Here is a 23,686-nt window from a genome sequence, read left to right as displayed (position 1 = left end):
AAAGAATAAATATGAGTTTGATACAGTTTTATAAAGTAGCAGGTGTCTTAATAAAAGGAAAACGCAGTCCCATTTTCTAGAAAGGGAGCGGGGAATATTGTTTTATGCTTCAGATTTGAAAGAATAGTCCAAAAATATCTTATCAAATCCTATTTACTTGTGGGAATGAGCTATCTTTGTAAGTCATAAATGATGGTGAAAATATACCATGAAAGCATTTTTGACGATGATGTTAGTTACAACTGGTACAAATCTGTTAACCGCTCAGAATACAAAAGCGCTTGAAGTAAAAGAACATACACTAAATAATGGATTGACCGTCTGGCTGAATGAGGATCATAGTCAGCCGAAGGTGTTTGGAGCTGTCGTTGTGAAGGCCGGGGCGAAAGATTGTCCGGACACAGGGATTGCCCATTATTTCGAACATATGATGTTCAAGGGTACCGACAAGATCGGTACGGTGAATTATGAAGCAGAGAAAGTACTCCTGGATTCTATTGTCATGAAATATGACAAACTTGCCCGGACAAAAGATGAAGCAGCCCGTGCCGATATTCAGAAAGAGATAAACGAACTGAGTATCCGCTCGTCCGATTATGTGATCCCGAATGAGTTCAATCGTCTGATTTCCAAATATGGCGGCTCAGGACTGAATGCCGCGACCTCCTATGATGCCACCATCTATTTCAATACTTTTTCCCCGCAATATATGGAGCAATGGGCGGAAATAAACAGCGAACGCCTGTTGAATCCTGTCTTCCGCCTGTTCCAAAGCGAGCTGGAGACTGTTTATGAAGAAAAGAACATGTACGGCGACTTTATCGGCGGTCCAGTTATGGAACGTTTGCTTGCCCGCTATTTCGCACCGCATCCCTATGCCTATCCGATCATTGGAAGCACGGAGAATCTGAAGAATCCGCGTCTGACAGAGATGCGGAAGTTTTTTGAGGAGTATTATGTGGCATCCAATATGGCTTTGATTTTGAGTGGCGATTTTGACTCGGACGCTGTACTGCCCATTCTTGAAAAGACTTTTTCGCGCATCCGTCCGGGTGAAGCTCCTAAAAAAGAAGTTGTTGCTCTGCCACCGTTCAAGGGGAAGGAGATAATGAAAATAAAATTTCCTGTCCCTTTGGTAAAGGCGATGGGATTGGGGTTCCGTGGTGTCCCTGCCAATCATGAAGACCAGGTCGCACTGGCTGTCGCAGTGAATATGCTGAACAATGCAAACGGAACCGGCTTTCTCGACAAACTGATGGTCGACAGGAAGATCATGGCTTCGATGGCCATGAACGAGAGCATGAACGAGGCCGGAATACTGGCAGTAGCCATTATCCCGAAGCTGATGTTTCAGACATACGGCAGAGCGGAAAAATTAGTATGGAAAGAGATAAACCGGGTAAAAGAGGGAGATTTCAGTGACGAAATATTTAATAGCCTGAAACAGGAACAACACCGCCAGTACGCTTCCGACCTGGAAAATATAGACTCGCGTGCCCGTATACTGATGTCGCTGTATTCGCAGGGTAAAAGCTGGGAAGAGTATCTGCAGGAAGTAGCCCGGATCGAAGCTCTGACGCGGGAGGATGTTATCCGTGTTGCCCGTAAATATTTTAGTGATAACTATTTGTGTGTCACTAAAACAACAGGCAAATACCCGAAAGACAACCTGGCAAAGCCTGATTTCAATCCGGTTGTTCCTAAAAACTCGGAAGCATCATCCGAATATGCCAAACGGCTGGAGCAATTGCCCGTGCAGACGGTTGCCCCGCGTTTTATCGATTTCGGGAAAGACGTACAGATAAGCCAGCTCACTCCATTGGCTACTTTATATGCAACGGCAAATCCGGTTACGGATATATTTACGCTGAATATGGTGTATCAGATCGGGATGCTGGAACAGCCCCGGTTAATGCTTCTGGCAAATTATCTGCAGTTCCTGGGCACGGACTCCCTGTCGTACCAGGAGTTCCGGACGCGGTTGCAGGTGCTGGGCAGCGCGCTGTCTTTCGATGCAAACGAGAAACAGTTTATTGTCCGCATTACCGGTTTTGACAAGCATTTTGAAGAGACCGTAAAGCTGGCAGGTGATTTTATCGCGCATGTAAAAGCCGATGATAAACAGATACGCCAGGTAATAAATGGAGCTAAAGTGATAGAGAAGGCTTTCTTCGAATCGAGCGATAACATTGCCCTTGCCATGTTGGAAATGGTGAAGTATGGCGAACAATCGAGGTTCCTTAAAAAATTGTCCCTTTCAGAGATCAAGAAGCTGAAAGGAAAGGATTTGCTGAACGTTTTTGCAGACGTCCGCCGGATGGAATGCGATTTGCATTATTGCGGGACACTGCCTGCCGGTCAGGTTGCAGAGCAGATAAAGGCGACGCTTCCGTTGCAGGAGATCACTGTTGCGGTAAAAGAACCCTACTATCGGGATGCAAAAGCATATGATAAACCGGTTGTGTATTTTATGGATATGCCGACAGCCTCGCAAAGTATCGTTTACGGCTTTGCCAAAGGAGAAGTGACGGATGATGCCTGGTCGCGTCATGCTTCCCGGCTGTTCTCTGCTTATTTCGGCGGAGATATGTCCTCTTTGATGTTTCAGGAGATCAGGGAGTTCCGCTCGCTTGCCTATCGGGTGAACGGGCGTTATCTGTTACCGCCCCATCAGTTGCCGGGAAAGGCGGGAGAGTTTGTCACGATGCTTTCCACACAGAGCGACAAGACGCTGGATGCCATGGAAGTGATGAAATCGCTGATCGGTGAAATGCCGGAAAAACCGGAGCGGATCGAAACAGTCAAGCAGTCGATCATCAATCAGGTAAATAATGATTTCCCCTCTTTCAGGGAACTGTCGGAAAAGGTTGCCTATTTCCGGAGAAGCGGATTCGACCGGGATCCGAATGAAGCCTTGTTGGCCGACCTTTCGGAGATGGATATGCAGGATATTGTCCGTTTTTACAGGCACAATGTCCGTCTGAAGCCGGTTGTCTATGTGATAGTGGGCAATTCCAGCCGTATCGATATGAAGAAGCTGGCGGAATATGGAGAAGTTATCAGATTGAGGAAAAAAGATATTTATAAATAGTTGATAGTTGACAGATAACAGTGGACAGGTGTTTTTGGCTCCTTCTTTTAACTGTCATCTGTCAACTGTCAATTGTCAACTAAAAAAGATGTATAGTAAAGACGAATTAAAGAACCTGAAACTGGAGTTTTGGGAAAGTTTCGCCGCTTATTGTGAAGTACAGCCTTATCTGCGGGGGCGTAAAAAAATATGGACTTTATACGATACTAAAGTCAAAGGTGTCGAGTTGAAGTTCGATATCAGCCGCAGCGGTGCTTATGTGATCCTGGAGGTGAACCACCGGAGCGAAGAACTTCGCCTGGAGATGTACGAACGTCTCACCTGGTATAAGGAAACGCTGGAGATGGATTTCCCCGAAGGACTGATCTGGGATATTTGTTTTGTCCGGGAGACGGGAAAAGAAGTCGCCCGAATTTATACAGCCAAGGAAGGAATCGATTTTCACCGTAAACAGGATTGGGGAGAATTTTTTACTTTTATGGCGTCGCAAATGTATTTACTGGAGCGCAATTTTATGTCGATAGCAGAATATTTGAGAGAGTAAAAGGATGGCACATTCAAATCATATTATTTTTCAAGTGGTAGGAATAACAGCTGTGGGCCTGTTGTCAGCCTGTGCAACACAGCAGAAAGACGTTGTCCTGCAGGAAGCAGGCGTGAGCCATGAACTGGCTCAGTTCAGGAAAGAACATTTCGGGCAGGTGAAATACGATCTGTTTTTCTCCATTCCGGAGTCCAGGCAGGAACCGGTCGGGGGAAAGGCTGTGATCCGGCTGTTTCTGAAAGAGAAGCTCCCGATCATTATAGACTTTCGAGGAGAGGCTTCGCAGGTCGCTTCTGTACGACTGAATGACGAGCAGGTGCCTTATGAAGTGAAGAACGAACATATTATTATCCCGGCAGACCGGAGTAAAGTCGGTGAAAATAAAATAGATATAGCATTCACCCCGGCGGACCAGTCTTTGAACAGGCGGGATGAATTTCTGTATACTTTGCTGGTGCCTGACAGGGCGCGGACAACTTTCCCTTGTTTCGACCAGCCGGACATGAAGTCCTTGTTTACACTGACACTGGAGGTCCCGGCAACCTGGCAGGCTGTCACCAACGGTGCGATAGGGAAGACCGACACGCTCTCTGTTCCGGACCGGAAAATCATCTCTTTCAAGGAGACGGAGCCGTTGAGTACCTATCTGTTTACCTTTACAGCCGGAGAGTTCGTTCGCGAAACGTATACGCGGGAGGACAGGGAGATTTCCATTTACCATCGTGAGACAGACCCTAAGAAAATAGCTCAATGTCCGGAGATCGCCTCCGAGGTTTTCGATGCCTTGGCGTGGCTGGAGGAGTATACGGCTGTTCCGTATCCGTTTGCCAAATACGATCTCATCATCCTTCCCGGCTTCCAGTTCGGCGGCATGGAGCATACGGGAGCTACGTTCTATACGGACCGCCGGATGTTCTTGAATGAAAATCCGACACTCAATGAGCAGTTGAGCCGCAGTGCCCTGATTGCCCATGAGACGGCGCATATGTGGTTCGGCGATTATGTGACGATGAAATGGTTTGACGATGTCTGGACGAAAGAGGTGTTTGCCAACTATTTTGCCTCCCAGATTGTCGAGCCGTTGTATCCGAATGTCAATCATGCCTTGAACTTTATGCAGAATTATATCCCGCCGGCTTATTCGGAAGACCGTACAGCCGGTGCGAATCCCATCAAGCAGGACCTGGATAATTTGCGCAATGCCGGTTTGGTGTATGGCAACATTATCTATGACAAATCGCCCGTCGTACTGGAGATGCTTATCAAGAAGATGGGAAAAGATGCTTTCCGGCAGGGAATCCGGGAATATCTGAAAACATACGCTTACGGAAATGCAACTTGGGAGGGATTGATCACTATCCTGGATAAATATACGGATGACGATCTCGAAACCTGGAGTCATATATGGGTGAATGAAAAAGGCATGCCTGAAATCACGGCTTCTTTGGTTGGCGATAGCCTGGTTATCTCGCAAAACGACCCGTTCGACCGGGGACTGAACTGGCCGCAGGATCTCTCTTTCCGGATTGTCCCGAAAAATGGGGATCCGGAAGAAATTTCAGTTTCTCTCGGGAGAAATTCAAATTCCTTCCGAAAGAAACTGAAAAGACTCCCGCAAGAGGGTAGTTTCATTGTCCCGAATATAGATGGAAAAGGATATGGCTTTTTCCGTTTGAGCGAAGCGGATGCGGAGGCTTGTGCTGCCTATCTCCCGGTTTGTAAAGAGGAACTGCTGAGAGGCTCCATCCAGGTCACTTTGTATGAGAACCTGTTGAACCGGACTATTTCGCCAGCTTCTTATATGGAAGCTATGCTGAAATATTTGCCGGAGGAGAATAACTCGTTGCTATTCTCTGCCGCTTTGGGTTATATCGGCAATTGCCAGCGGCTGTATCAGACGGATGTTGCTCCATTGGAAAAGACGTTATGGCAGATCGTGACGACTTCCTCCGTTCCGCAGCACCGTTTACAGGCTTTCCGCTCGTATCGTTCATTGGCGAAGTCGCCGGAATCGGTCGCTGCATTATATGCTATATGGAAAAAGGAACAGGCTCCGGCGGGCTGTGCACTGAGTGAGAGCGACTATATCAGTCTTTCTTACTCGCTGGCGCTCCATCTTCCGGAGCAGGCCGATGAGATTATCGCTATGCAGCAATCGCGTATCACCAATTCGGACCGGAAACGGGAATATGCATTCATTTCGCCTTCCGTTTCTCCTCATAAAGAGGTACGCGACAGTGTCTTCGCTTCCTTGCTGATTGCAGAGAACCGTCGTGTCGAACCGTGGGCATCCGCTGCATTGGCAAACCTGAATCACTCCTCCAGGCAGGAAGAAGCGATAAACTATATTCGTCCGGCTTTGGATATCCTGCAGGAAGTGCAGCGTACCGGCGATATCTTCTTCCCGACAGCCTGGACGCGTGCGCTGCTTTCCGGCCACACGTCCGCGGAGGCGAGGGCAGAGGTCGATGCATTCTTTGCCGATCATCCGGACTATCCGCCTATGCTGGCTAATAAAATACGGCAACAAGCCGATCATTTATATAGATTAAAACACTGATGTAATTATGGGATGGATTTATTTATTGCTGGGCGGCCTGTTTGAAATAGGCTGGCCTGTCGGTATGAAACTGGCGCAGACAACGGGATCACGTTTTCTTTATCTTTCGGTAGCTGTCATTTCGATGGCGCTGAGCGGATACTTTTTATATTTGGCTCAACGGACCATTCCGATCGGAACGGCTTATGTGGTCTGGACCGGTATCGGGGCGGTCGGCACATTATTGATCGGCATCTTTATTTTCGGGGATTCGGCAGGTATATGGCGTATCCTTTCTGCCATGCTGGTGATATGCGGGATTATCGGTATAAAGTTGGCATCCTAGAAAAAAGTTTGCCGAATCGCTAATCTTTTGATAGTTTTATTTGCATTTTCAATTATTATTGTAACTTTGTGGCATCAATAAAACAACAAATGAGAAGAAAAGTATCACATCACCATCATCATCATTACAACGGGCAATAGTTCGGTGGGCTGTGAGGTGTGTGGATACGCATAATATAATCTAAGTAAGGCTTGCCGTTATTCGGTAAGCCTTATTTTGTTTTCGGAAAGAATATAATTATTAAAATAAAAAATAAACATGTTACGAATTGCAGTACAATCGAAAGGTCGTTTATACGACGAAACAATGCTATTATTGGAAGAAGCAGGTATCAAACTGAACAGAGGGAAACGTATTTTACTTTTATCGGCAAAAGGTTTTCCGGTAGAGGTGCTGTTCCTGCGTGACGATGATATTCCTCAGTCTGTGGCAAACGGAGTATCTGATATAGGTATTGTAGGCGAAAACGAATATGTTGAAAAAGGGGGAGAAGCCCGCCTGGTGAAACGGCTGGGATTCAGTAAATGCCGTGTGTCCCTGGCTATCCCCAAGGATGAAGAGTATCAGGGCGTAGAATGGTTCGAAGGAAAGACTATCGCTACTTCTTATCCGGAGATACTGAAGGCTTATCTGAAGGAAAAAGGGGTAAAGGCGGATTTGCATGTGATCAGCGGTTCGGTCGAGATAGCTCCGGGTATCGGTCTGGCTGACGCTATTTTCGATATTGTCAGCTCGGGCAGCACATTGGTCAGCAACCAGTTGAAGGAAGTGGAAGTGATCATGCAGAGCGAAGCGCTTCTGATTGCCAACAATAACCTGTCGGAAGAAAAGCTGGCTATCCTGGATGAACTCCTGTTCCGTTTTGAAGCGATCCAGGTAGCTGAAGGAAAGAAATATGTATTGCTGAATGCTCCGAAAGACAAGCTGGATGAGATCATAGAGGTATTGCCGGGTATGAAAAGCCCGACAGTGACACCGCTGGCAAACGGCGACTGGGTTTCTGTCCAGTCAGTGATTGCAGAGAAACATTTTTGGGAAATCATCGGAAAGCTCAAAGCGTTGGGCGCAGAAGGCATCCTGGTTCTCCCGATTGAGAAAATGATCTTATAGAAAGTATAGTTGTTATGGAAATAATAAAATACCCGTCAAAAGAAGATTGGTCATCTCTGGTCAAGCGTCCGGCGCTGGATGTGACGACTTTATTCGATACGGTTCGTACCGTACTGGATGAAGTGCGCCAGGAAGGAGATGCTGCCGTAAAACGATATGAAGAGAAGTTTGACAAAGTAACGTTGGCGAATCTTCAGGTATCGGAAGCCGAGATAGAAGAGGCTTGTGAACTTGTCTCCGAAGAATTGAAGCAGGCCATTCGCACAGCGAAGGACAATATCGAAAAGTTCCATGCTTCCCAACGTTTCACGGGACATAAAGTAGAAACGACTCCCGGCGTGACCTGCTGGCAGAAAGCTGTTGCCATCGAGAAAGTCGGTCTGTATATCCCCGGAGGAACGGCTCCTCTGTTTTCTACCGTTTTGATGCTGGCTGTTCCGGCCCATATCGCCGGTTGTAAGGAGATCGTTTTATGTACGCCTCCGAATAAAGAAGGCAAGGTACACCCCGCCATCCTTTTCGCAGCCCGTACAGCCGGTGTCAGCAAAATAGTTAAAGCAGGCGGTATACAGGCGATTGCCGCTATGGCATACGGAACGGAATCCGTCCCCAAAGTCTATAAGATATTCGGTCCCGGAAACCAATATGTAACGGCAGCCAAGCAGCTTGTCAGCCTGAAAGATGTCGCTATCGACATGCCGGCAGGTCCTTCCGAAGTAGAAGTGATTGCCGACGAGACAGCCAACCCCGATTTCATTGCCGCCGATTTCCTTTCGCAGGCAGAGCATGGAGCCGACAGCCAGGCTATCCTGGTTACAGCCGCCGAAAGCATGGTGTCTCCTGTTGCCGATGCCATCAGCCGTCAGTTATCCGAACTATCCCGTAAGGAAATTACAGAAAAGGCATTAGAACACAGTCGTATAATCGTGTTGAAGGATGAACGGGAGGTGATCGATTTCACCAATATGTATGCTCCGGAGCATCTGATTATACAGACCAAGAACTACGCGCATATCGCCGAACAGATCGAGAATGCCGGCAGTGTGTTTATGGGTCCTTATACACCGGAAAGTGCCGGCGACTATGCTTCAGGCACCAATCACACGCTTCCCACCAACGGATATGCCAAAGCATACAGCGGCGTGAATCTGGATAGCTTTATCAAAAAAATAACCTTCCAGGAGATCACTGCCGAAGGTATCAGGAGTTTAGGTGGAACCATCCAGGTCATGGCGGGTAACGAACAGCTGGATGCCCACCGTAATGCAGTAACAATAAGATTGAAAACAATATGATGGATTTAAAAGACCTTGTCAGACCCAATATTTGGGAATTGAAACCATACTCTTCTGCAAGAGACGAGTTTCACGGTAGTGCATCTGTTTTTTTGGATGCGAACGAGAATCCTTATAACGAGCCTTATAACCGTTATCCCGATCCTTTGCAGTGGGAACTGAAAGACCGGATTGCCGAGCTGAAAGACGTTGACCGCAATTCCATCTTTTTGGGAAATGGCAGCGACGAACCGATCGACCTCGTGATCCGTGCTTTCTGTGAGCCGGGAATCGATACCATCGTCAGCATAGCACCTTCCTACGGTATGTATGAAGTGGCGGCGAATGTAAACAATGTCGATTTCAGAAAGGTTAATCTCACCTCCGATTTCGAATTGGATGCAGATGCTTTGCTGGACGAAGTGGACGAATGGGTGAAAATAATCTTCCTCTGTTCTCCCAACAATCCGACGGGAAACAGCCTGGACCGGGAGGAGATCTATAAGATATTGAATCACTTCGAAGGGATCGTTGTCCTGGATGAAGCCTACATCGATTTCTCGGCAGAGTCTTCTTTTCTTCCGGAATTGAAGAAATTCCCGAACCTGATCGTGCTGCAGACGCTATCCAAAGCCTGGGGTGCCGCCGGTCTCCGCCTGGGCATGGCATTTGCTTCTCCTGAAATTGTAGCGATTTTGAACAAGATCAAATATCCTTACAATGTCAATATGTTGACACAGAAGCAGGCATTGGAGCTGTTGAACAACGAACGGGAGATGCTGGACCAGTTGCGCCGTATCATGTCTGAACGTATCCGTCTGCAGGCGGCTTTGCCGGAACTGCCGATCGTTCAGAAAATGTACCCGACCGACGCCAACTTTATTTTGGTGAATGTAGGTAAGGCCGATTCCGTATATAATAAATTGGTAAAGAAAGGCGTTATTGTACGTAACCGCAATAATGTGACGTTGTGTAACGGTTGTCTGCGCATCACAGTCGGTACACCGGAAGAAAACGACGCCTTGTTGAAGGCTTTAAAAAATATGTAAGCATGAAAAGAGCCCTCTTTATCGATAGAGACGGAACTTTGGTGATAGAACCTCCTGTAGATTACCAGCTGGATAGCCTGGAGAAGCTGGAGTTCTACCCGAAGGTGTTCCGTAACTTATATTTCATACGTAAGCAACTGGATTTCGAGTTTGTCATGGTAACAAATCAGGACGGATTGGGAACGTCTTCTTTCCCGGAAGATACTTTTTGGCCGGCTCATACTAAAATGTTGAAGGCACTGGAAGGCGAGGGGATTGTTTTTGACGATATCCTGATCGACCGTTCCTTTCCGGAAGATAATTCGCCGGGTCGCAAGCCGCGTACCGGCATGCTGGGCAGCTATCTGACCGGTGAATATGACCTGGCAAACAGTTATGTGATCGGTGACCGCCTGACGGATATGCAACTGGCTGTGAACCTGGGGGCGAAAGGCATCTGGCTGCGTCCTGCCGACGAAGAGGCGTCGCAGTTGCAGGCCGAGAATCCATCCCTGTCGCCGGTCCTGATAACGGATGACTGGGATAAGGTGACCGAATTTCTTTTTGCCGGTGAGCGTCGTGCCGTCGTACAGCGCACCACCAAAGAGACGGATATCTATGTCGAAGTAAATCTCGACGGCAACGGAAAGACTGAAATCTCGACCGGATTAGGTTTTTTTGACCATATGCTGGACCAGATAGGAAAACATTCCGGTATGGATTTGGTTATACGTGTAAAGGGTGATCTGAACGTCGACGAACATCATACGATTGAAGATACGGCGATCGCTCTTGGAGAGGCATTGCTGAAAGCCCTGGGCGATAAGCGCGGTATTGAGCGGTACGGCTATTGTCTGCCTATGGATGATTGCCTGTGTAGCGTAGCCCTCGATTTCGGCGGACGTCCGTGGTTGGTCTGGGACGCTGAGTTCCACCGTGAGATGGTGGGAGATATGCCGACGGAAATGTTCCTTCATTTCTTTAAGAGCCTGAGTGATGCCGCCCGCATGAATCTGAATGTTAAAGCGGAAGGAACGAACGAACACCATAAGATAGAAGGTATTTTCAAGGCTTTGGCAAGGGCTGTGAAAATGGCTATACGTCGTGATATTTATAAATATGAACTACCAAGTACAAAAGGTTTGTTATAATATGAAAGGAATGAAATACTGGATAATAGCCGCTGTTGCAATCTTGATGGCTGCATGTAATAATGATACGGAACACAAGCTGGAAGGCAAATGGCAACTGCAGCAGGTGGAGGCGAACGGAGAAGTGATACAGGCTGATACGGTATTTTATAATTTTCAGAATATACTGTTTATGTATCAGATATATCAGCCTGATTCCAACTCTGTTCTTTACCGTTATGGTTACAATACGGTGGATGAAAACAAGTTGACATTGGAATTGGAACACAATCCGAATACCTTGGACAAGTTTTTGCCCTATACGGATTGGAACTCCAAAACGCGTGTATTTACTATCGAGAAACTGAGCGGAAAACAGCTTATTCTGGATAGTGAAGGGAAAAGGTATATATTTAGAAAGTTCTGAATTTACTTATATTGGAGCAACTGGGTGCAACAGGCTGTGTGAGACTGACGGATGTAGCAAAGGTTAATAGGTTGAAGTGAAAAGGATCTACTTCAACCTATTAACAAGATTTTCAGGGGCACGGCGTGTATCCCAAATATCAACGATATTAATTATATTTTTTTGTTTGTCGATAAAATAAATGAGTTTATAATGGCTGTGCTCCACAATACTACGAAATCCTTGCGGGTATTTTTCTAATAATATTTCGTATTTTCCCATTAAAGGGTTTTGGGCTAAAAGTATTTCATAATGCCTGATTCGTTGATAAACGTTGCTTGCTGTTCGTTTCCCAAATGTAATAAGGCAATACTCGACAAGGTCGTTAAGTTCTTTTTCTGCGTCAGGAGACCATATTACTTGCATAGCCAAGGATATTTTTGTTCCATTTTATGAAAAACCTCGCTACTGGGAATACCTTTTCCTGCATCTAACTCTGCAATAGAGTGGTCGATACGGGCATGAAGTTCTTCCAAGGTATATGGCGTAAGTTGCTCTTCCTTTTCATGGAAATCCAGAATATCTGTCAACCGGCTTTTGACTTTATCCAAAACATCTTTACTTGTGATAGATAGGATTGCTTTCGCTAATTCTATTTTATCTGCATCCAGTCTCATATTTGCATCCATTTTAATTCTCTTTTAAGGTTTGTATTAGCCTTATTCTATCTGATCTATTTGTTCGATGAATAGTATTGCAAAGATAGAAATTGTTTTCAATATCGGAAGGAACGCCGGTTCAGAAACTAAGTAATGATGGTATTAAAATAGTCAAACTTCAATAATATCATATATAGAAAAGCCTCAAAAGATGAATAATTGTATAACCATCCGCGATAGCAGATAAGGCAATAAAAAATAGCCGTCCAGTTTATTTGGACGGCTATTTTTGCGTATGTATCCAACGATCAGGCAGTAAATCGCGATATTTTTCTATGGGAGTGTTTGGTGCCCATGCAGCACATTTGTCAATGATGTCACAGAAGTAATCAAACACATAAACTCCACATCGGTGACATGTTATTGCCAACGAGTGATACAATGCAGCAGCTTCGGCTCCTGTGTGGGAGCCTATTGTAAACCTGCGGCGCGTCAGGGATATGTAGCGATTGATCCGCTCCACTTCATTGTTGTCAAGTCGATATGTCGGTGATGCAAAAATCAACGGTATCTCATGCCATTGTTTAAGAGCGTGATTAGTAGCTGCGAGCAAAGGGTCATCGGGTGGTATGCCAGTACGGTCTTTTGCAGCAATTAGCCTCATGTAGATTTTCTCAAGTATCACCTTTGAGTATCGCTGTCTCCACTGAATGTGTGTGTTCTCTGTCCATCCATCTTTACCGATGCGATGCATGTGCTCAAAGTGATACAGCAAACCAAAGAGTTTTGCTATTTCCTGAGCTTGACTATTATCCTTTATATCAAGAAACTTGCGCTTTATATGCTGAAGACATGGCAGTCGTTTTATTCCGGTCATCTCACCGATGCCGATATTGCGATAGCCGTAGTAATAATCGCATTGAAAGGCTCCTTTGAAGCCCTTAATCTGGCGTTCAAACACCTCAGCACTGCGTGAGCCGTCATCATAAAAGAAGAAAACAAGACCTGTGGTCATACCGACGAATACCCATATATATCCTTTTTTGATTTTCTTTCCCGATGGAGTAGCTACCTGAAGTCGCACTTTTTGATATGTTTCATCACCACAGATATAATTGTCATCAAGTATGGCTTTAGCAAGAGCCTTATACAGATTTTCCAGTTGCACCTTTGTCTTGCTGACAAGTTTCTGTGCGGTACCCTTGTCAAGATCAAAGCCGTGTGCACGGAAGTATTCGACTGCATTCTCAAGTGGCATTCCATGTAGATAGCGCAGTTCCGCGAGTCCGGCTATAAAAGATGCCGTATACTGAGAGTTGAAAAGAGGCGCTACAGGTGCCATTCCTTTGAAGACCTTGTCATCCTGAACATACTTCTTTATCTTGTATATTTTCTTGATAAAGCGTGTTGGTATCATTTCATACCGTACCACCTCACATGTTCCGATAAATGTAGCCAACTCAGCTCTGAAGTCAGGAGTGTCAGGCTCAACCTCGATAATTTCAACCTTACACTCCGGATGAGTTTTTCTTTTAGCACCATTATTAGTCCGTTTTCTTTGAGGCTTCTGCTCTGTCTGCCCGGCAACAGCTTCTATCGGTTTTGCCTGCATTTCAGAGGATGAACCTTGTAAACGCTGCACCGCTTTACGTGCAGCCTTCTCTTTGCTTAGTTCTGCACCTTTTCCTTTGACCACATCCTCCAGCGAGATTATCTGTTTGCGCAGTTCTTCTACGGTTGCAATCAGTTTTCATTTGTTAAAGTAAGCGAACTGACAGAACTCAGTGCCACATCTAACTTCCCTTGAAGAAAGTCGATTTGGCGTTGTAACAGTTCTATCAGTTCATCTTTTTTCATACTCTAAAGATATGAAAAATATCTGATACAGGCAACTTTAATAGGTGTTATTATTGCTGATTGTCAATACATTAAATACTATTTAACGGCCATTCTGAAGCGACTTTCGACTGTAACCTTTACAGGCGTCAGACCTCTCATCAACATATAAAAATCGTCCCACTGAAGCCGGCGAACACTCGTATCATCTTTTTTGGCGACTTCTCTGAAATGCCCTTGCGACAATCTTTTAGTGTACATTAAAAATCCATCGCCATCCCATCTTAAAGCCTTCATGGTCTTGCGGTCACGTGAACACATAAACATCACCCGAGGCAGGTGAATGGCCTTTCCATGACCACACCTTTTGTGTCAGTCCGCGTATACCATAACGCATTGATACCGGAGATGGGCATACCCATAATCGCAAACCCTGTTCAAGCCCCCACATAACCTGCCTCCTTTCTTGTCCTGTCGACAAACTTTGCTATAACATCAATATCTGTGTCAGAGGGAAAACTGACAGTTACGTGTCCATCCACTTTCACTGTTATAACACGGTCAAGGGTGGAGGGAAGAAAACCTGCTTCTTCAAAGATAATGTCTTCAAAAGGTACTTCCTGGTATTGTTCTCGTTTATGCCCTATCGGTTCCGAGTATCCGGGCAAACCGACAACCTTTAGTTTGTGGGAGTTAAGATAATTGTGTATTTGCTTACGGGTTACTCCATGTTTGTCACAAAAACTTTGGAATGTTCCCGGTTGTTTTCCTTCAGCACACAGTTCTTTAAAATCATCGTAAATTTGAGAGTAAAGGAGGCCTTTCCCTGTTAGTCTTCTATATCCTGTAATAGTTTGTACCTGTTGGAATTCACCCTTGAGAACAATTGGCATTTGACATTGAGACACCCCATGTTCCCGACAATAATCACTAAATGAACCTGGTTGCTTTCCTGAAGCACATAGTTCTTTAAAAGCAGAAAAAACCTGCCTGTAGAGTTTAACTTTATCCATAATTTTATTTTTATGGCAAGGTTAATATTTCTACAGGCAGGCTACAATACGCTATCGCGGATGGTTATACGAATAATTCTTTTGAGGCTTTTTCTATATGGAGGCTTGCCTCGTTAGGGTGTCCTCGTGTTATTTTTGTATCTGTATCTTGAAACTCTTATTTCCTGCTATGACAATATAATTGCCTTGCGGTAACCAAAGAGACTTATCTCCCGATAGGTTGTCGTATTTATGTAAGAGTGTCCCGTTGAACGTGTAGATGAATACCGTTTCGAGATGGGACGTGTGGAGATGTAGATAAGCGCCTTCTGCACGGACAGTCGTCTCGTTTGTGCTGATTGTTTCGTTGGCAACCGGGTCGGGATTGCGGACGATACCGTCGATACTGATCGCGATAGGTTGGCGTACATATTTGATAATGTATGCACCGTCGCTTGAACGTGGGGTGATCGTTTCGCCCCGGTCGGTGGTGACGATGGGAGAGGACTGGTCGTATTCCTTGTCGAGTGTCAGGTAGAAACGGAAACTGCTCCAGGCTTCTACTTCGTACTGGCCGGCTACAGGGTCGGTGGTTGCTCCTTCTACTTGAGGGAGGGTGACGGTATGGTAGATCGGAGGAACAGGTGTTGGATCGGGCTCGGGTTTCGGGTCGGGTTTCGACGTTTTACTGAAGGTTGCGGAGATTGTGATATCTTCCGATACAGTCCATGTCGTTCCGGAGGCGAAAGAAGTGCTATTGACCGTTAGTTCGTCCAGCTGGTAGGTATCCTCTGGGGTGGCAGTAATGGTAAGTACGCTTCCTTCCGGCACTTGATCATTGGTGTTTATTGTCTTTGACGCTTGATCGACAACAGTGATCGTTCCGTGCTCCGGATTGTCGATAGTGACGGTATGAAGTTTTATGAAGGTAGCGGAGATTGTGATGTCTTCCGATACGATCAATGTAGTGCCGGAAGTGAAAGGTTGATCATTTACCGTTATCCTGTCCAGCTGGTAAATATCCTCGGGAGTGGCTGTGATGGTGAGTTCGGTTCCGCCTTGTACCTTTTTTCCGGATGAATAGGAGGTGCCATCTGCAGTGCTAACTGTTAGTGTCCCATTCACCAAAGAGTTGATTGTAATGGTGAAGTATTGTAGATTTATGAGAGGAATGTCCGGTTGGTTGGCAACCATATCGCTGTAAGATATTCCGTCTGCGTTGATCTTTTTCAGTTTAGGCAGTTGGTTGTCTGTGAAACTCCAGGCATCTGATGATGCGAAAGGATAGTTTGTTTCGTCCCAGTCGCTGCCATTCAGGTTTGTATTACTAGTGTCCCATTCTCCGGGAATCTCTGAATGGGCATAATTATTAGAGGTAGTAGCTGTTCCTGTCTTAATATACCCATTTATGCGACCAATATTAGCGGTACTGTTTGAGATTCCGGCTGTATTTAGTGCAACACATTTTTCTATAGAGGCATAGTTTGTTCCGGCAATGCCACCAACGTAACTCTGAGTACTCGAATTTGTCGCTTCTATTTTTCCTGTTGCATAACAATTCAGGATTGAACTCTTATTATATCCAGCGATACCGCCAATCTGTTTTTGGCCATCATTGGCTGATGTAATATTCCCTGTTGTATAGCAGTCTTGAATATTTCCTGTATAAGGGCTAGATATGTTATTATACCCGGCAATGCCTCCTGTATAATTACTACCTCCTTCTGAAGTAATATGGGCTGTAGAAAAGCAATTCTTTACATTTTCATAATTTCTACCGGCAATACCTCCCACATAACAATTTGTTCCAGTCGCTGTGATGGAGGCACTACCTTGACAATTAGTGATAGTTGCAAAGCTGTATCCTGTTATACCTCCGCTATAATTATAGTATCCGTTGGTAGTCAAACTACCTGAAGCAATGCAATTCGTTACGGGTTTAGATATATATCCGGCGATTCCTCCGGCATAAACACTCGTTTTGGTAAAACTGGCTGTAGCCTGTATATCGGCGGATGATTCACAATCAATAATATTACTTTGACTATATCCGGCTATTCCTCCGGCATAACAGCTATTTCCGTTCAGGTCAGTCTGAGGGGTATCGGTTATTAACTCCATTGAAATAGTTCCGGAACTTGTGCATTTAAAGATGGGTTTGATCTTGAGATCATGCCATCCGACAATACCTCCAACTTTGGAATAGGTATTAATATCTGTAGACTTGTTCGAACTACTTATTTTATATTTCACTTCAATATTGCAAGAGGAGGTGCATCCTTCAATTGAATACTCGGTAGTTGTGCCTGAAGATGTGCAACTGGCTATTCCTCCGATCCCGTAATTGGTTGCAGCTGTTGTAATCGTAATTGTGCCTTCAGAGGAACAATCTTTGATATAACCTTCGTTTATCGTTGTTATTCCTCCGGCATGTCCATACTCTGATACAATGGTCGTATTATGTGTTTGGCTGTTTTTTATGGTACCAATGTCTGTTTGGTTGCTTTTGTTGTTTCCCGCAATACCTCCGATAAAAGTCGAAGATGTATTGGGAAAGTCGCCTGCTGTGGATTTTAATGAACCTTCAAAAACGCAACCATCAATGCTACCTCCGAAATTGTATCCGGTGATACCTCCCATGTAGCCTCCTTGTGCCTTCAGATAAGTCAAAGATCCTTTGGCAGAACAATTGTTGATTTCTGAGAGTTGGCTGTATCCGACTACACATCCTGCATAAATATCGGAGCTGCCGGCATCATTTGTATTGTGTTTCTTTTCAATACTACATTGTTCCAGATTAACGTTTTCTATTTTGGCATTCTTGGCATGTCCGAATAATCCGGCTGCAAACTCGGTCGATATATTCATGTTTTGAATGAGGGAGTTTTTCCCATCAAAAGTTCCTTTAAATGGATAGTTTTTTGTTTTACCGATCGGTATCCAATTGTGTCCTGTCAGATCCAATTCTTTAGTAAGCGTTATCTTTACTCCTTCAAACCCTTTTTTGCCGGAATCTCCAGTATCTTCATTGTTGTTTACCATTTTCGCCACCCAGGCTAATTCGGCTGCGGAAGATATAGATATTTCGGTGGAGTAAGGGGAAGTACTCCAGTTCGCAGGTTCGCTTGCCAGGTTTTCCCATGTGTCCGGTGTGGTATCATCTGCCCGCATCCCTTTGGAGAAGAAACATAGAAACGCTATTGTTATTAACAGACGATACGAGATAAGATGTAAATTCTTTTTCATCATCATTTATTTTTAGTTTGAGTATTATTAAGTTCTTCAAGAAGTAGTTTTCCCGGTTTCAGCTTTACGGAGAAACGTGCGGGGATGGTATGAGGGGCACCCGTCTTGGGGTTGCGTGCCGGGCGTTCGGTCTGATACCATCTTGAAAGGATAGCAAAACCCTGCAGGCGGATTTCTCCACCTTGCTTCAGTTCGTTGGTGATGATACCGGTTAAAGATTCGAAAACCTTTTGGACTGTAGTGCGAGTGAACCCTGTCTGAAGGGTCAGTTCGTTGATTAATTGTTGCTTGTTCATAAGAATGACTAGAAAAAACGTTCCTTTTTTCTAGTCATTTTCCGAGGTGTCTAAAAAAATAAAAGTTTCCGGAAAAAATTGAACGAATAAGATTTGAAAATTATTGAAAAACAAGAGAAAGTAAGATTATCAAAGTTTATTCGTGATAAGTTTGAATATAAAAATATAACCCGTAACTTTGTGACTAATTTAAAGGAACGATTAATTTAGTCATTCTCCGAAATGTCTTTTAGTAAAAAACTAGCGGTTTATTTTGAAAATACTTACGTTTTTTGTCCGAAATACTTAGCCTTTTTGTATTGAATACTTCCGGTTTCTGACATTTTTTTCACGTTTTGTATTTCAAAAGCTCGCCACTCTCGCCACTTTCGCCACTAAAGTTATTTCATTTTCACCCCTCATATTTATCAATCTTTTTTTGATATTTACCGACTGATAGTCTGATGATTAGGCCTTCTACTATCCATCTTTTCAAATGCCTGTCGATGGTCCTTTCGGGGATTCCCAGGGACACGCCGATGGTCTTCGCCTGAGAGGTTTTGAAAGAAGAGGGCAGGTCATTGAAAAAACGTTCGTAAATATTGGGATCGGAGAGGGGCGTGAAATCTGAATCATGCTTTAACATGGTACTCAATGTGAGTATATGTTGCTGGAACATGAGCACAAACATCATGGCAATGTCGAAATCGACATCTGAAACGATCTGATCGTCGAGGGTGCTCTGTCGCTCCACTTTGCGCAGGGCGGCGAGGATCATGCAGATACAGAAATGAGAACGTCCCAGACGGTGCACAACACTCAGCCGGTCTTCGTCGCCGAACAACTGTGCCTGTTCCGACATGCGGGAGAAACGGTGGTTCATGCGGTTTCGCTGTTTTTCGGTGTAATGGACGAAGGTGGGGTTATTGTCGAGGAAGATACCGGCTTCGAGTATGGCGGCACCAACCTCTGCATAATAACGGTCTGCATTCAGGCTGTCATCTTCGCTGGTGAGCAGTTTCCATTTGGGAGCCTCGTTGAAGGTGTAAGCCAGGAAACGGCTGAAGAGCCCGTCGTCGGCGGACGGGATGAAACGGGCAAACTGTCCGAAAGTACCGCTGGTGAGCAGTCCCATAAGCGGACGGTCGCAGCTCACTGTCCCGCCCGATATGGATGAACGGTCGATCATTTCCTGATGGGCAATTTGGTTGAGCAGGTAGGTGTATTTGCCATGATCGTTGTTGATGGCTTCGATCAGGACACCTATTTCCGACTCCTGCATCAGTGCGGGATAATGTTCGTTGGCTTTCAGCTGCTGTACGAGCTTCGCCTGGGTGATGGTGCCGGCAATTTTCAGTTCCATCTGAAGAATTTCCTCCGGTCGGGTGATCATGACCGGCTTTCCGTTTTTCTTGCTTCGTGCCACGGCATCTTCGTACGCTTCTATCTCTTCCCTGTTTTTCTTGACATACGAAGCCGATTTCGAGCGTACGTAGTAATGCCAGGGACGGAGTAGCTGGTACATCCCGTTGATTACTCCCTTGCCGGAGCCGGCACGTGCGACGATGTAGAGGTAGAGCGTGGGTGCAATTGTGCCGTCATGATAGCTGCCTCTTACGTGAGGCATGACAGTGGATAGCATGGTCAGTGCGGAGACCGTCGCCATGTCGCGCTGGCGTCCTTCGAGACCGGGACGAATCATGTCCCTCAAAAGGGCCGGAGCGGCATTGAAAAGGTCCTTGTCGACATAGGGTAGAGTGGGTGTAACGTTTTGATTGACAACGATATCCTCTTCTTCTTCGACAGGAGGGTATTTTTCAGTATCTTTAGTGGCGAAAGTGGCGAGAGTGGCGAGCTTTTTGCCGCCGGTCACCTTGTTTTCGCGTCTGTTTGCCCCATGCTCCGCCTGTGCCTTGCCGTATGCCGATGCGATTGTTTTGCAGATTTCCTTCGCATCGAAATCGGGTTCGGCATAACGGCGTACGCATTCGTTTTCGACTGCCTGCTGTCCGAAGCCTGCACGGTTCAGACAAAAAGCCAGGCTGACCAGCTGCGCATGGCGCTGTCCTTTCACCCAACAGTTTCCGCGGTCCGCCTGGTCCAGATAGAGGTCCAGTCGCTCCGTCTCTGTCAACGGCTCCGTATTTGTCTTTGTCTCCGTCTTTTCCCTACACTGTCCGGAGTTACCTTCCTGGCGTGTGGAGTAACTTTTCCCCTCAGGAGAGAGGGCAGAGGGTGTGTCAACGGCATTGATCTTGAATATCGTTGCCTCCGGATTGTAGTAGCACCCCGCATCGTGGCAAATCAAGCTCGTCCGCGTGATGTCGGTGCATCCCCTGTCTACCGCTTCTCCCAGCGTCGTTTCAACAATATCATACAATGCCAGGCAGGTCTCCGCATGATGCACGGTATCCGTTTCCACCCGGAAGATCAGATGTACGCCTGCTCCCCGTGCACTGACATAAGCCAGTGCCAGCCAGGGGAAGCCTTTGCTTTGCTCCATGTATTCGGCAACCGGTGTCTTCATGCCGTCAACGTCCACCAGCACGTAGCCGGTATGCTCACCAGCCTGTTCCGTCAGTCTTTCGTTGGGAAAGAGTGCCGATACGGCAATGGCGGGCAGTTGCAGTTTCGTTCGTTTGGCTTCCTGGTGACGACCTTCGGCACTTAGCCGCCGGATCTCTTTAGTAATAAACTGAAGAGAGTTGCCTTTAATAAATGCATCGAGCCAGCTGAGTGTCACTCTCTTTTCTTCCCTGGTCTTGTAAAGACTGCCGTACCAGGAGAATTGTTGTTCTTTGTTTTGTTTCATAAGTAATACACTAAAGTTGTAAACTGTTGGGTTCGCTAAGGTTCACCCAGATGATTGACGATACACATAGCCTGTTTGGGGGTAAGTAGTTTCTGCCCCGGTTTCCAGTCCAGGGCGGTCAGCTTCTCTTTGAGGTTTCCCGAAAGCCTGATCCATCGTGTCAGCTTCTCACTGGCATTCTTAGGTGTCGATTCTGGGAAATAACACAGGGCGAGTTCGTAAAATGCCCAGACACGGCAGTAATTTCGCTTTTCTTCCATGATCGTTATATTATTGATTGCTTTACGTAAGGTAAGGATAAAATCTGAGAAAAACAAGAGTTTACAGATTGAAAATCATGGTTTTGTGAAGATTTTTTTTGCTTGCTCGGGACAAATAACCCGTTTTCTTTTTTGTCCGAAGGAAATATTCTATATCTTTGTCACACCGCCTGTTATTGGGCGGCGACCAAAATTTATATGCTATGGGGAAGTTTATCAATCCCTTCACCGATTTCGGTTTTCACCGGATTTTCGGACAGGAGGTACACAAAGAGTTATTAATCGATTTCTTAAATCAACTGCTGGAAGCATATGGATACATTAGACAGAATGCCTTTCAAGGCACAAAAGGCCGTATTCGACAAACTGCTCGAAGTGGCGGATGTGGCTAATCTGAACAAGGATGAGCGTGTCCTGTATGACGAAGCCTTGAAGCGTTATCGTGATTATAAAAATACGATAGACTATGCCGAAGAGAGGGGCTTGGAAAAAGGATGGAAAGAAGGTAGAAAGGAAGGACGGAAAGAAGGACGAAAGGAAGGTCTCGAAATAGGAGTGGCTCAAGGGCGTAAAGAAGGCGTTTATTCGATGGCAAAGGCGATGAAAGAGAAAGGACTTCCTTTTCAGACAATCGCAGAGGTGACCGGCCTCAGTGAGATGGAAATACAGACATTATGATATTCACAATAAATATGTAAAGAGACAAGGCAGCTTCATTTGAGGTTGCCTTGTTTTCTTTATAATAGCTTTGTCTCTGTTACTAATATGGTATCGGATTACTCTATCCTGTTTTACCATTAAATATCCCATTACACACTCCTGTGGCTGACTATGACCGTCCCGGCGCCTTGCCGTGTCGTATCTTTGTAATGTAATCAAATACGAGGCCCTCTATACATATATATGATTACATCTGTCAGTTGTCAACTGATTAAAACACTAACCCTTAAATTTAAAATTATGTCAGTAAGGTACAAACTGGTCTTACGTAAGGACCTGTCGAAAGATGCTCCTGCGGGAGCACAAAAGTATTATGCATCCGTCAACAACAACGGTACGCTGCCTTTCAAGCAGATGTGTCAGTCGATCGCCGCCTATTCGACGGCTTCGCCCGGTGATGTGAAAGTGGTGCTGGACGGCTTGATGTTTTTCATGAAAGATGCCCTGTTGCGCGGCGAGATCGTGCAGATGGGGGAAATCGGGAATTTTCAGATCAACGTCGGCAGTACGGGGACGGCTACTGCCAAGGAATTTAAAGCCGCTCTGATTCGTAAGCCCCGTATCGTATTCCGTCCGGGCGTCGAATTGAAGGAGATTCTCGACAAAGTGAGCTTCGAACGCATCGATGCGGAAACCGGCTCTTCTTCCGGAGGCAGCGACGGTGAAGACGACCGCCCTGTGATTGAGTAAAAGTATTTGTAAGTGAGTAACAGTAAATCGTAAAGCTATGGTTGCACAACAAATCAATTTCGTAAAAAAACTCCTGCCGGCAGCCGTGTCGGCAGGAGCAGCTTTCAACATGAATCCGGTAGCTATCCTTTCGCAGGCGGCGTTCGAGAGCGGATGGGGAACCAGTAACCTGTCGGAAAAATATAATAACTTCTTCGGTCTGACAGCTTATGGAGCTGCCAACGAGTATTGGCATGGCGGGAAAACGACCATAAAGGCCGCCGATTACGCGATGGATTTCCGCCGCTACGATACGTGCGGGAACTCTTTCCTCGATTTCGCCCGGCTGATCCGTAACAACTACCGTTCCGCCTGGTCGGTGAGCGACGACATCGCTGCCTATGCTAAAGAGATTGCCTACAGCCCCTACATCAGCGAACTCAATGGCGACGACCGCGAGGTCTACCGAACTAGCCTCGTCAGTATCGAACGGACGATCCGGGCGGTGATGGCGATTATTCAGTGATAGGTTAAATTATTCATTCTAATAAACATTTTCTTATGTCCAAATTCAAACGAATCATCGAATTTATCCTGGCTTTGCTTAACTTTTTGTTTCACTTTAAACCTGTACCGGATGATGAAACACCCGATGTTATCGAATCTTATCCGAGTCCTGTGCCGTCTTCTCCGGCACGGGCTGATCCTCTGTTTGAAACTATCCCTTAGGATACGTTTCCGCTGACCCT

The 23,686-nt window shown here is 45.7% G+C and carries 20 protein-coding genes and 2 pseudogenes; 13 read left to right on the top strand and 9 right to left on the bottom strand.

Annotated features, from left to right (window positions below; translation table 11 throughout):
* Positions 1–229 precede the first annotated feature (229 nt).
* From P3L47_RS17665 to P3L47_RS17625, 9 genes are all read left to right on the top strand, one after another.
* Positions 230–3,091 (top strand): M16 family metallopeptidase, encoded by a 2,862-nt coding sequence (locus P3L47_RS17665; RefSeq protein WP_427910574.1) that lies wholly within the window; start codon positions 230–232, stop codon positions 3,089–3,091.
* Between the two features lie 88 nt (positions 3,092–3,179).
* On the top strand, positions 3,180–3,635 hold the full coding sequence (locus P3L47_RS17660) for a DUF4268 domain-containing protein (RefSeq protein ID WP_277781599.1): 456 nt from the start codon (positions 3,180–3,182) through the stop codon (positions 3,633–3,635).
* Positions 3,636–3,639: 4 nt separating this feature from the next.
* Positions 3,640–6,195 carry a M1 family aminopeptidase gene (locus tag P3L47_RS17655; RefSeq protein ID WP_277781598.1) on the top strand — a complete coding sequence of 852 codons (2,556 nt, stop codon included), beginning with the start codon at positions 3,640–3,642 and terminating at the stop codon, positions 6,193–6,195.
* Between the two features lie 7 nt (positions 6,196–6,202).
* Complete coding sequence (locus P3L47_RS17650) at positions 6,203–6,520, top strand: DMT family transporter (RefSeq protein ID WP_122352747.1); 318 nt, start codon at positions 6,203–6,205, stop codon at positions 6,518–6,520.
* 258 nt (positions 6,521–6,778) lie between these two features.
* Positions 6,779–7,630: an ATP phosphoribosyltransferase gene (gene hisG / locus P3L47_RS17645; RefSeq protein ID WP_122360058.1), complete on the top strand. Its 852-nt coding sequence runs from the start codon at positions 6,779–6,781 to the stop codon at positions 7,628–7,630.
* A 14-nt stretch (positions 7,631–7,644) separates the two neighbouring features.
* Positions 7,645–8,925, top strand: coding sequence for a histidinol dehydrogenase (gene hisD / locus P3L47_RS17640; RefSeq protein WP_122360057.1), 1,281 nt, complete (start codon positions 7,645–7,647; stop codon positions 8,923–8,925).
* Complete coding sequence (gene hisC, locus P3L47_RS17635; RefSeq protein WP_122360056.1) at positions 8,922–9,953, top strand: histidinol-phosphate transaminase; 1,032 nt, start codon at positions 8,922–8,924, stop codon at positions 9,951–9,953. The genes hisD and hisC overlap by 4 nt, the downstream gene beginning before the upstream one ends.
* A gap of 2 nt (positions 9,954–9,955) precedes the next feature.
* Complete coding sequence (gene hisB, locus P3L47_RS17630; protein ID WP_277781597.1) at positions 9,956–11,083, top strand: bifunctional histidinol-phosphatase/imidazoleglycerol-phosphate dehydratase HisB; 1,128 nt, start codon at positions 9,956–9,958, stop codon at positions 11,081–11,083.
* A 10-nt stretch (positions 11,084–11,093) separates the two neighbouring features.
* A complete protein-coding gene (locus P3L47_RS17625) occupies positions 11,094–11,489 on the top strand; it encodes a lipocalin-like domain-containing protein (RefSeq protein WP_277781596.1) in 396 nt (131 codons plus the stop codon).
* An 87-nt stretch (positions 11,490–11,576) separates the two neighbouring features.
* On the opposite strand, the gene P3L47_RS17620 is transcribed toward P3L47_RS17625, so the two are convergent.
* The 9 genes and pseudogenes from P3L47_RS17620 to P3L47_RS17585 form a co-directional block, all read right to left on the bottom strand.
* Entirely contained in the window at positions 11,577–11,894 is a 318-nt protein-coding gene (locus P3L47_RS17620; RefSeq protein WP_122360053.1) for a type II toxin-antitoxin system RelE/ParE family toxin, read from the bottom strand.
* Positions 11,885–12,157: a hypothetical protein gene (locus P3L47_RS17615; protein WP_122360052.1), complete on the bottom strand. Its 273-nt coding sequence runs from the start codon at positions 12,155–12,157 to the stop codon at positions 11,885–11,887. The genes P3L47_RS17620 and P3L47_RS17615 overlap by 10 nt, the downstream gene beginning before the upstream one ends.
* Before the next feature lie 253 nt (positions 12,158–12,410).
* Positions 12,411–13,823: an IS66 family transposase gene (tnpC, locus tag P3L47_RS17610; RefSeq protein ID WP_277781595.1), complete on the bottom strand. Its 1,413-nt coding sequence runs from the start codon at positions 13,821–13,823 to the stop codon at positions 12,411–12,413.
* A gap of 239 nt (positions 13,824–14,062) precedes the next feature.
* Positions 14,063–14,414, bottom strand: a pseudogene (tnpB, locus tag P3L47_RS23775) (IS66 family insertion sequence element accessory protein TnpB).
* Positions 14,401–14,976 (bottom strand): hypothetical protein, encoded by a 576-nt coding sequence (locus P3L47_RS17605; RefSeq protein ID WP_277781594.1) that lies wholly within the window; start codon positions 14,974–14,976, stop codon positions 14,401–14,403. The pseudogene tnpB and the gene P3L47_RS17605 overlap by 14 nt, the downstream one beginning before the upstream one ends.
* Before the next feature lie 129 nt (positions 14,977–15,105).
* On the bottom strand, positions 15,106–18,201 hold the full coding sequence (locus tag P3L47_RS17600; RefSeq protein ID WP_277781593.1) for a GLUG motif-containing protein: 3,096 nt from the start codon (positions 18,199–18,201) through the stop codon (positions 15,106–15,108).
* Between the two features lie 2 nt (positions 18,202–18,203).
* Positions 18,204–18,497, bottom strand: a complete 294-nt coding sequence (locus tag P3L47_RS17595) for an HU family DNA-binding protein (protein ID WP_277781592.1) — start codon at positions 18,495–18,497, stop codon at positions 18,204–18,206.
* 391 nt (positions 18,498–18,888) lie between these two features.
* Positions 18,889–21,288 carry a DUF3987 domain-containing protein gene (locus tag P3L47_RS17590; protein ID WP_277781591.1) on the bottom strand — a complete coding sequence of 800 codons (2,400 nt, stop codon included), beginning with the start codon at positions 21,286–21,288 and terminating at the stop codon, positions 18,889–18,891.
* A gap of 35 nt (positions 21,289–21,323) precedes the next feature.
* Positions 21,324–21,548: a DUF4248 domain-containing protein gene (locus tag P3L47_RS17585; protein WP_122360498.1), complete on the bottom strand. Its 225-nt coding sequence runs from the start codon at positions 21,546–21,548 to the stop codon at positions 21,324–21,326.
* 203 nt (positions 21,549–21,751) lie between these two features.
* Between P3L47_RS17585 and P3L47_RS17580 the strand changes: the two are divergent.
* The 4 genes and pseudogenes from P3L47_RS17580 to P3L47_RS17565 all read left to right on the top strand — a co-directional run bounded on the left by P3L47_RS17580 (position 21,752) and on the right by P3L47_RS17565 (position 23,666).
* Positions 21,752–22,226: pseudogene (locus tag P3L47_RS17580) on the top strand (PD-(D/E)XK nuclease family transposase).
* Positions 22,227–22,508: 282 nt separating this feature from the next.
* Entirely contained in the window at positions 22,509–22,958 is a 450-nt protein-coding gene (locus P3L47_RS17575) for an HU family DNA-binding protein (protein WP_122360049.1), read from the top strand.
* Positions 22,959–22,995: 37 nt separating this feature from the next.
* Entirely contained in the window at positions 22,996–23,463 is a 468-nt protein-coding gene (locus P3L47_RS17570) for a glucosaminidase domain-containing protein (RefSeq protein WP_277781590.1), read from the top strand.
* Between the two features lie 35 nt (positions 23,464–23,498).
* Positions 23,499–23,666, top strand: a complete 168-nt coding sequence (locus P3L47_RS17565) for a hypothetical protein (protein ID WP_277781589.1) — start codon at positions 23,499–23,501, stop codon at positions 23,664–23,666.
* Positions 23,667–23,686 lie beyond the last annotated feature (20 nt).

It is taken from the genome of Parabacteroides chongii (assembly GCF_029581355.1).
In the GTDB taxonomy this organism is placed as follows: domain Bacteria; phylum Bacteroidota; class Bacteroidia; order Bacteroidales; family Tannerellaceae; genus Parabacteroides; species Parabacteroides chongii.
This window is presented reverse-complemented; position numbering and strand designations above follow the sequence as displayed.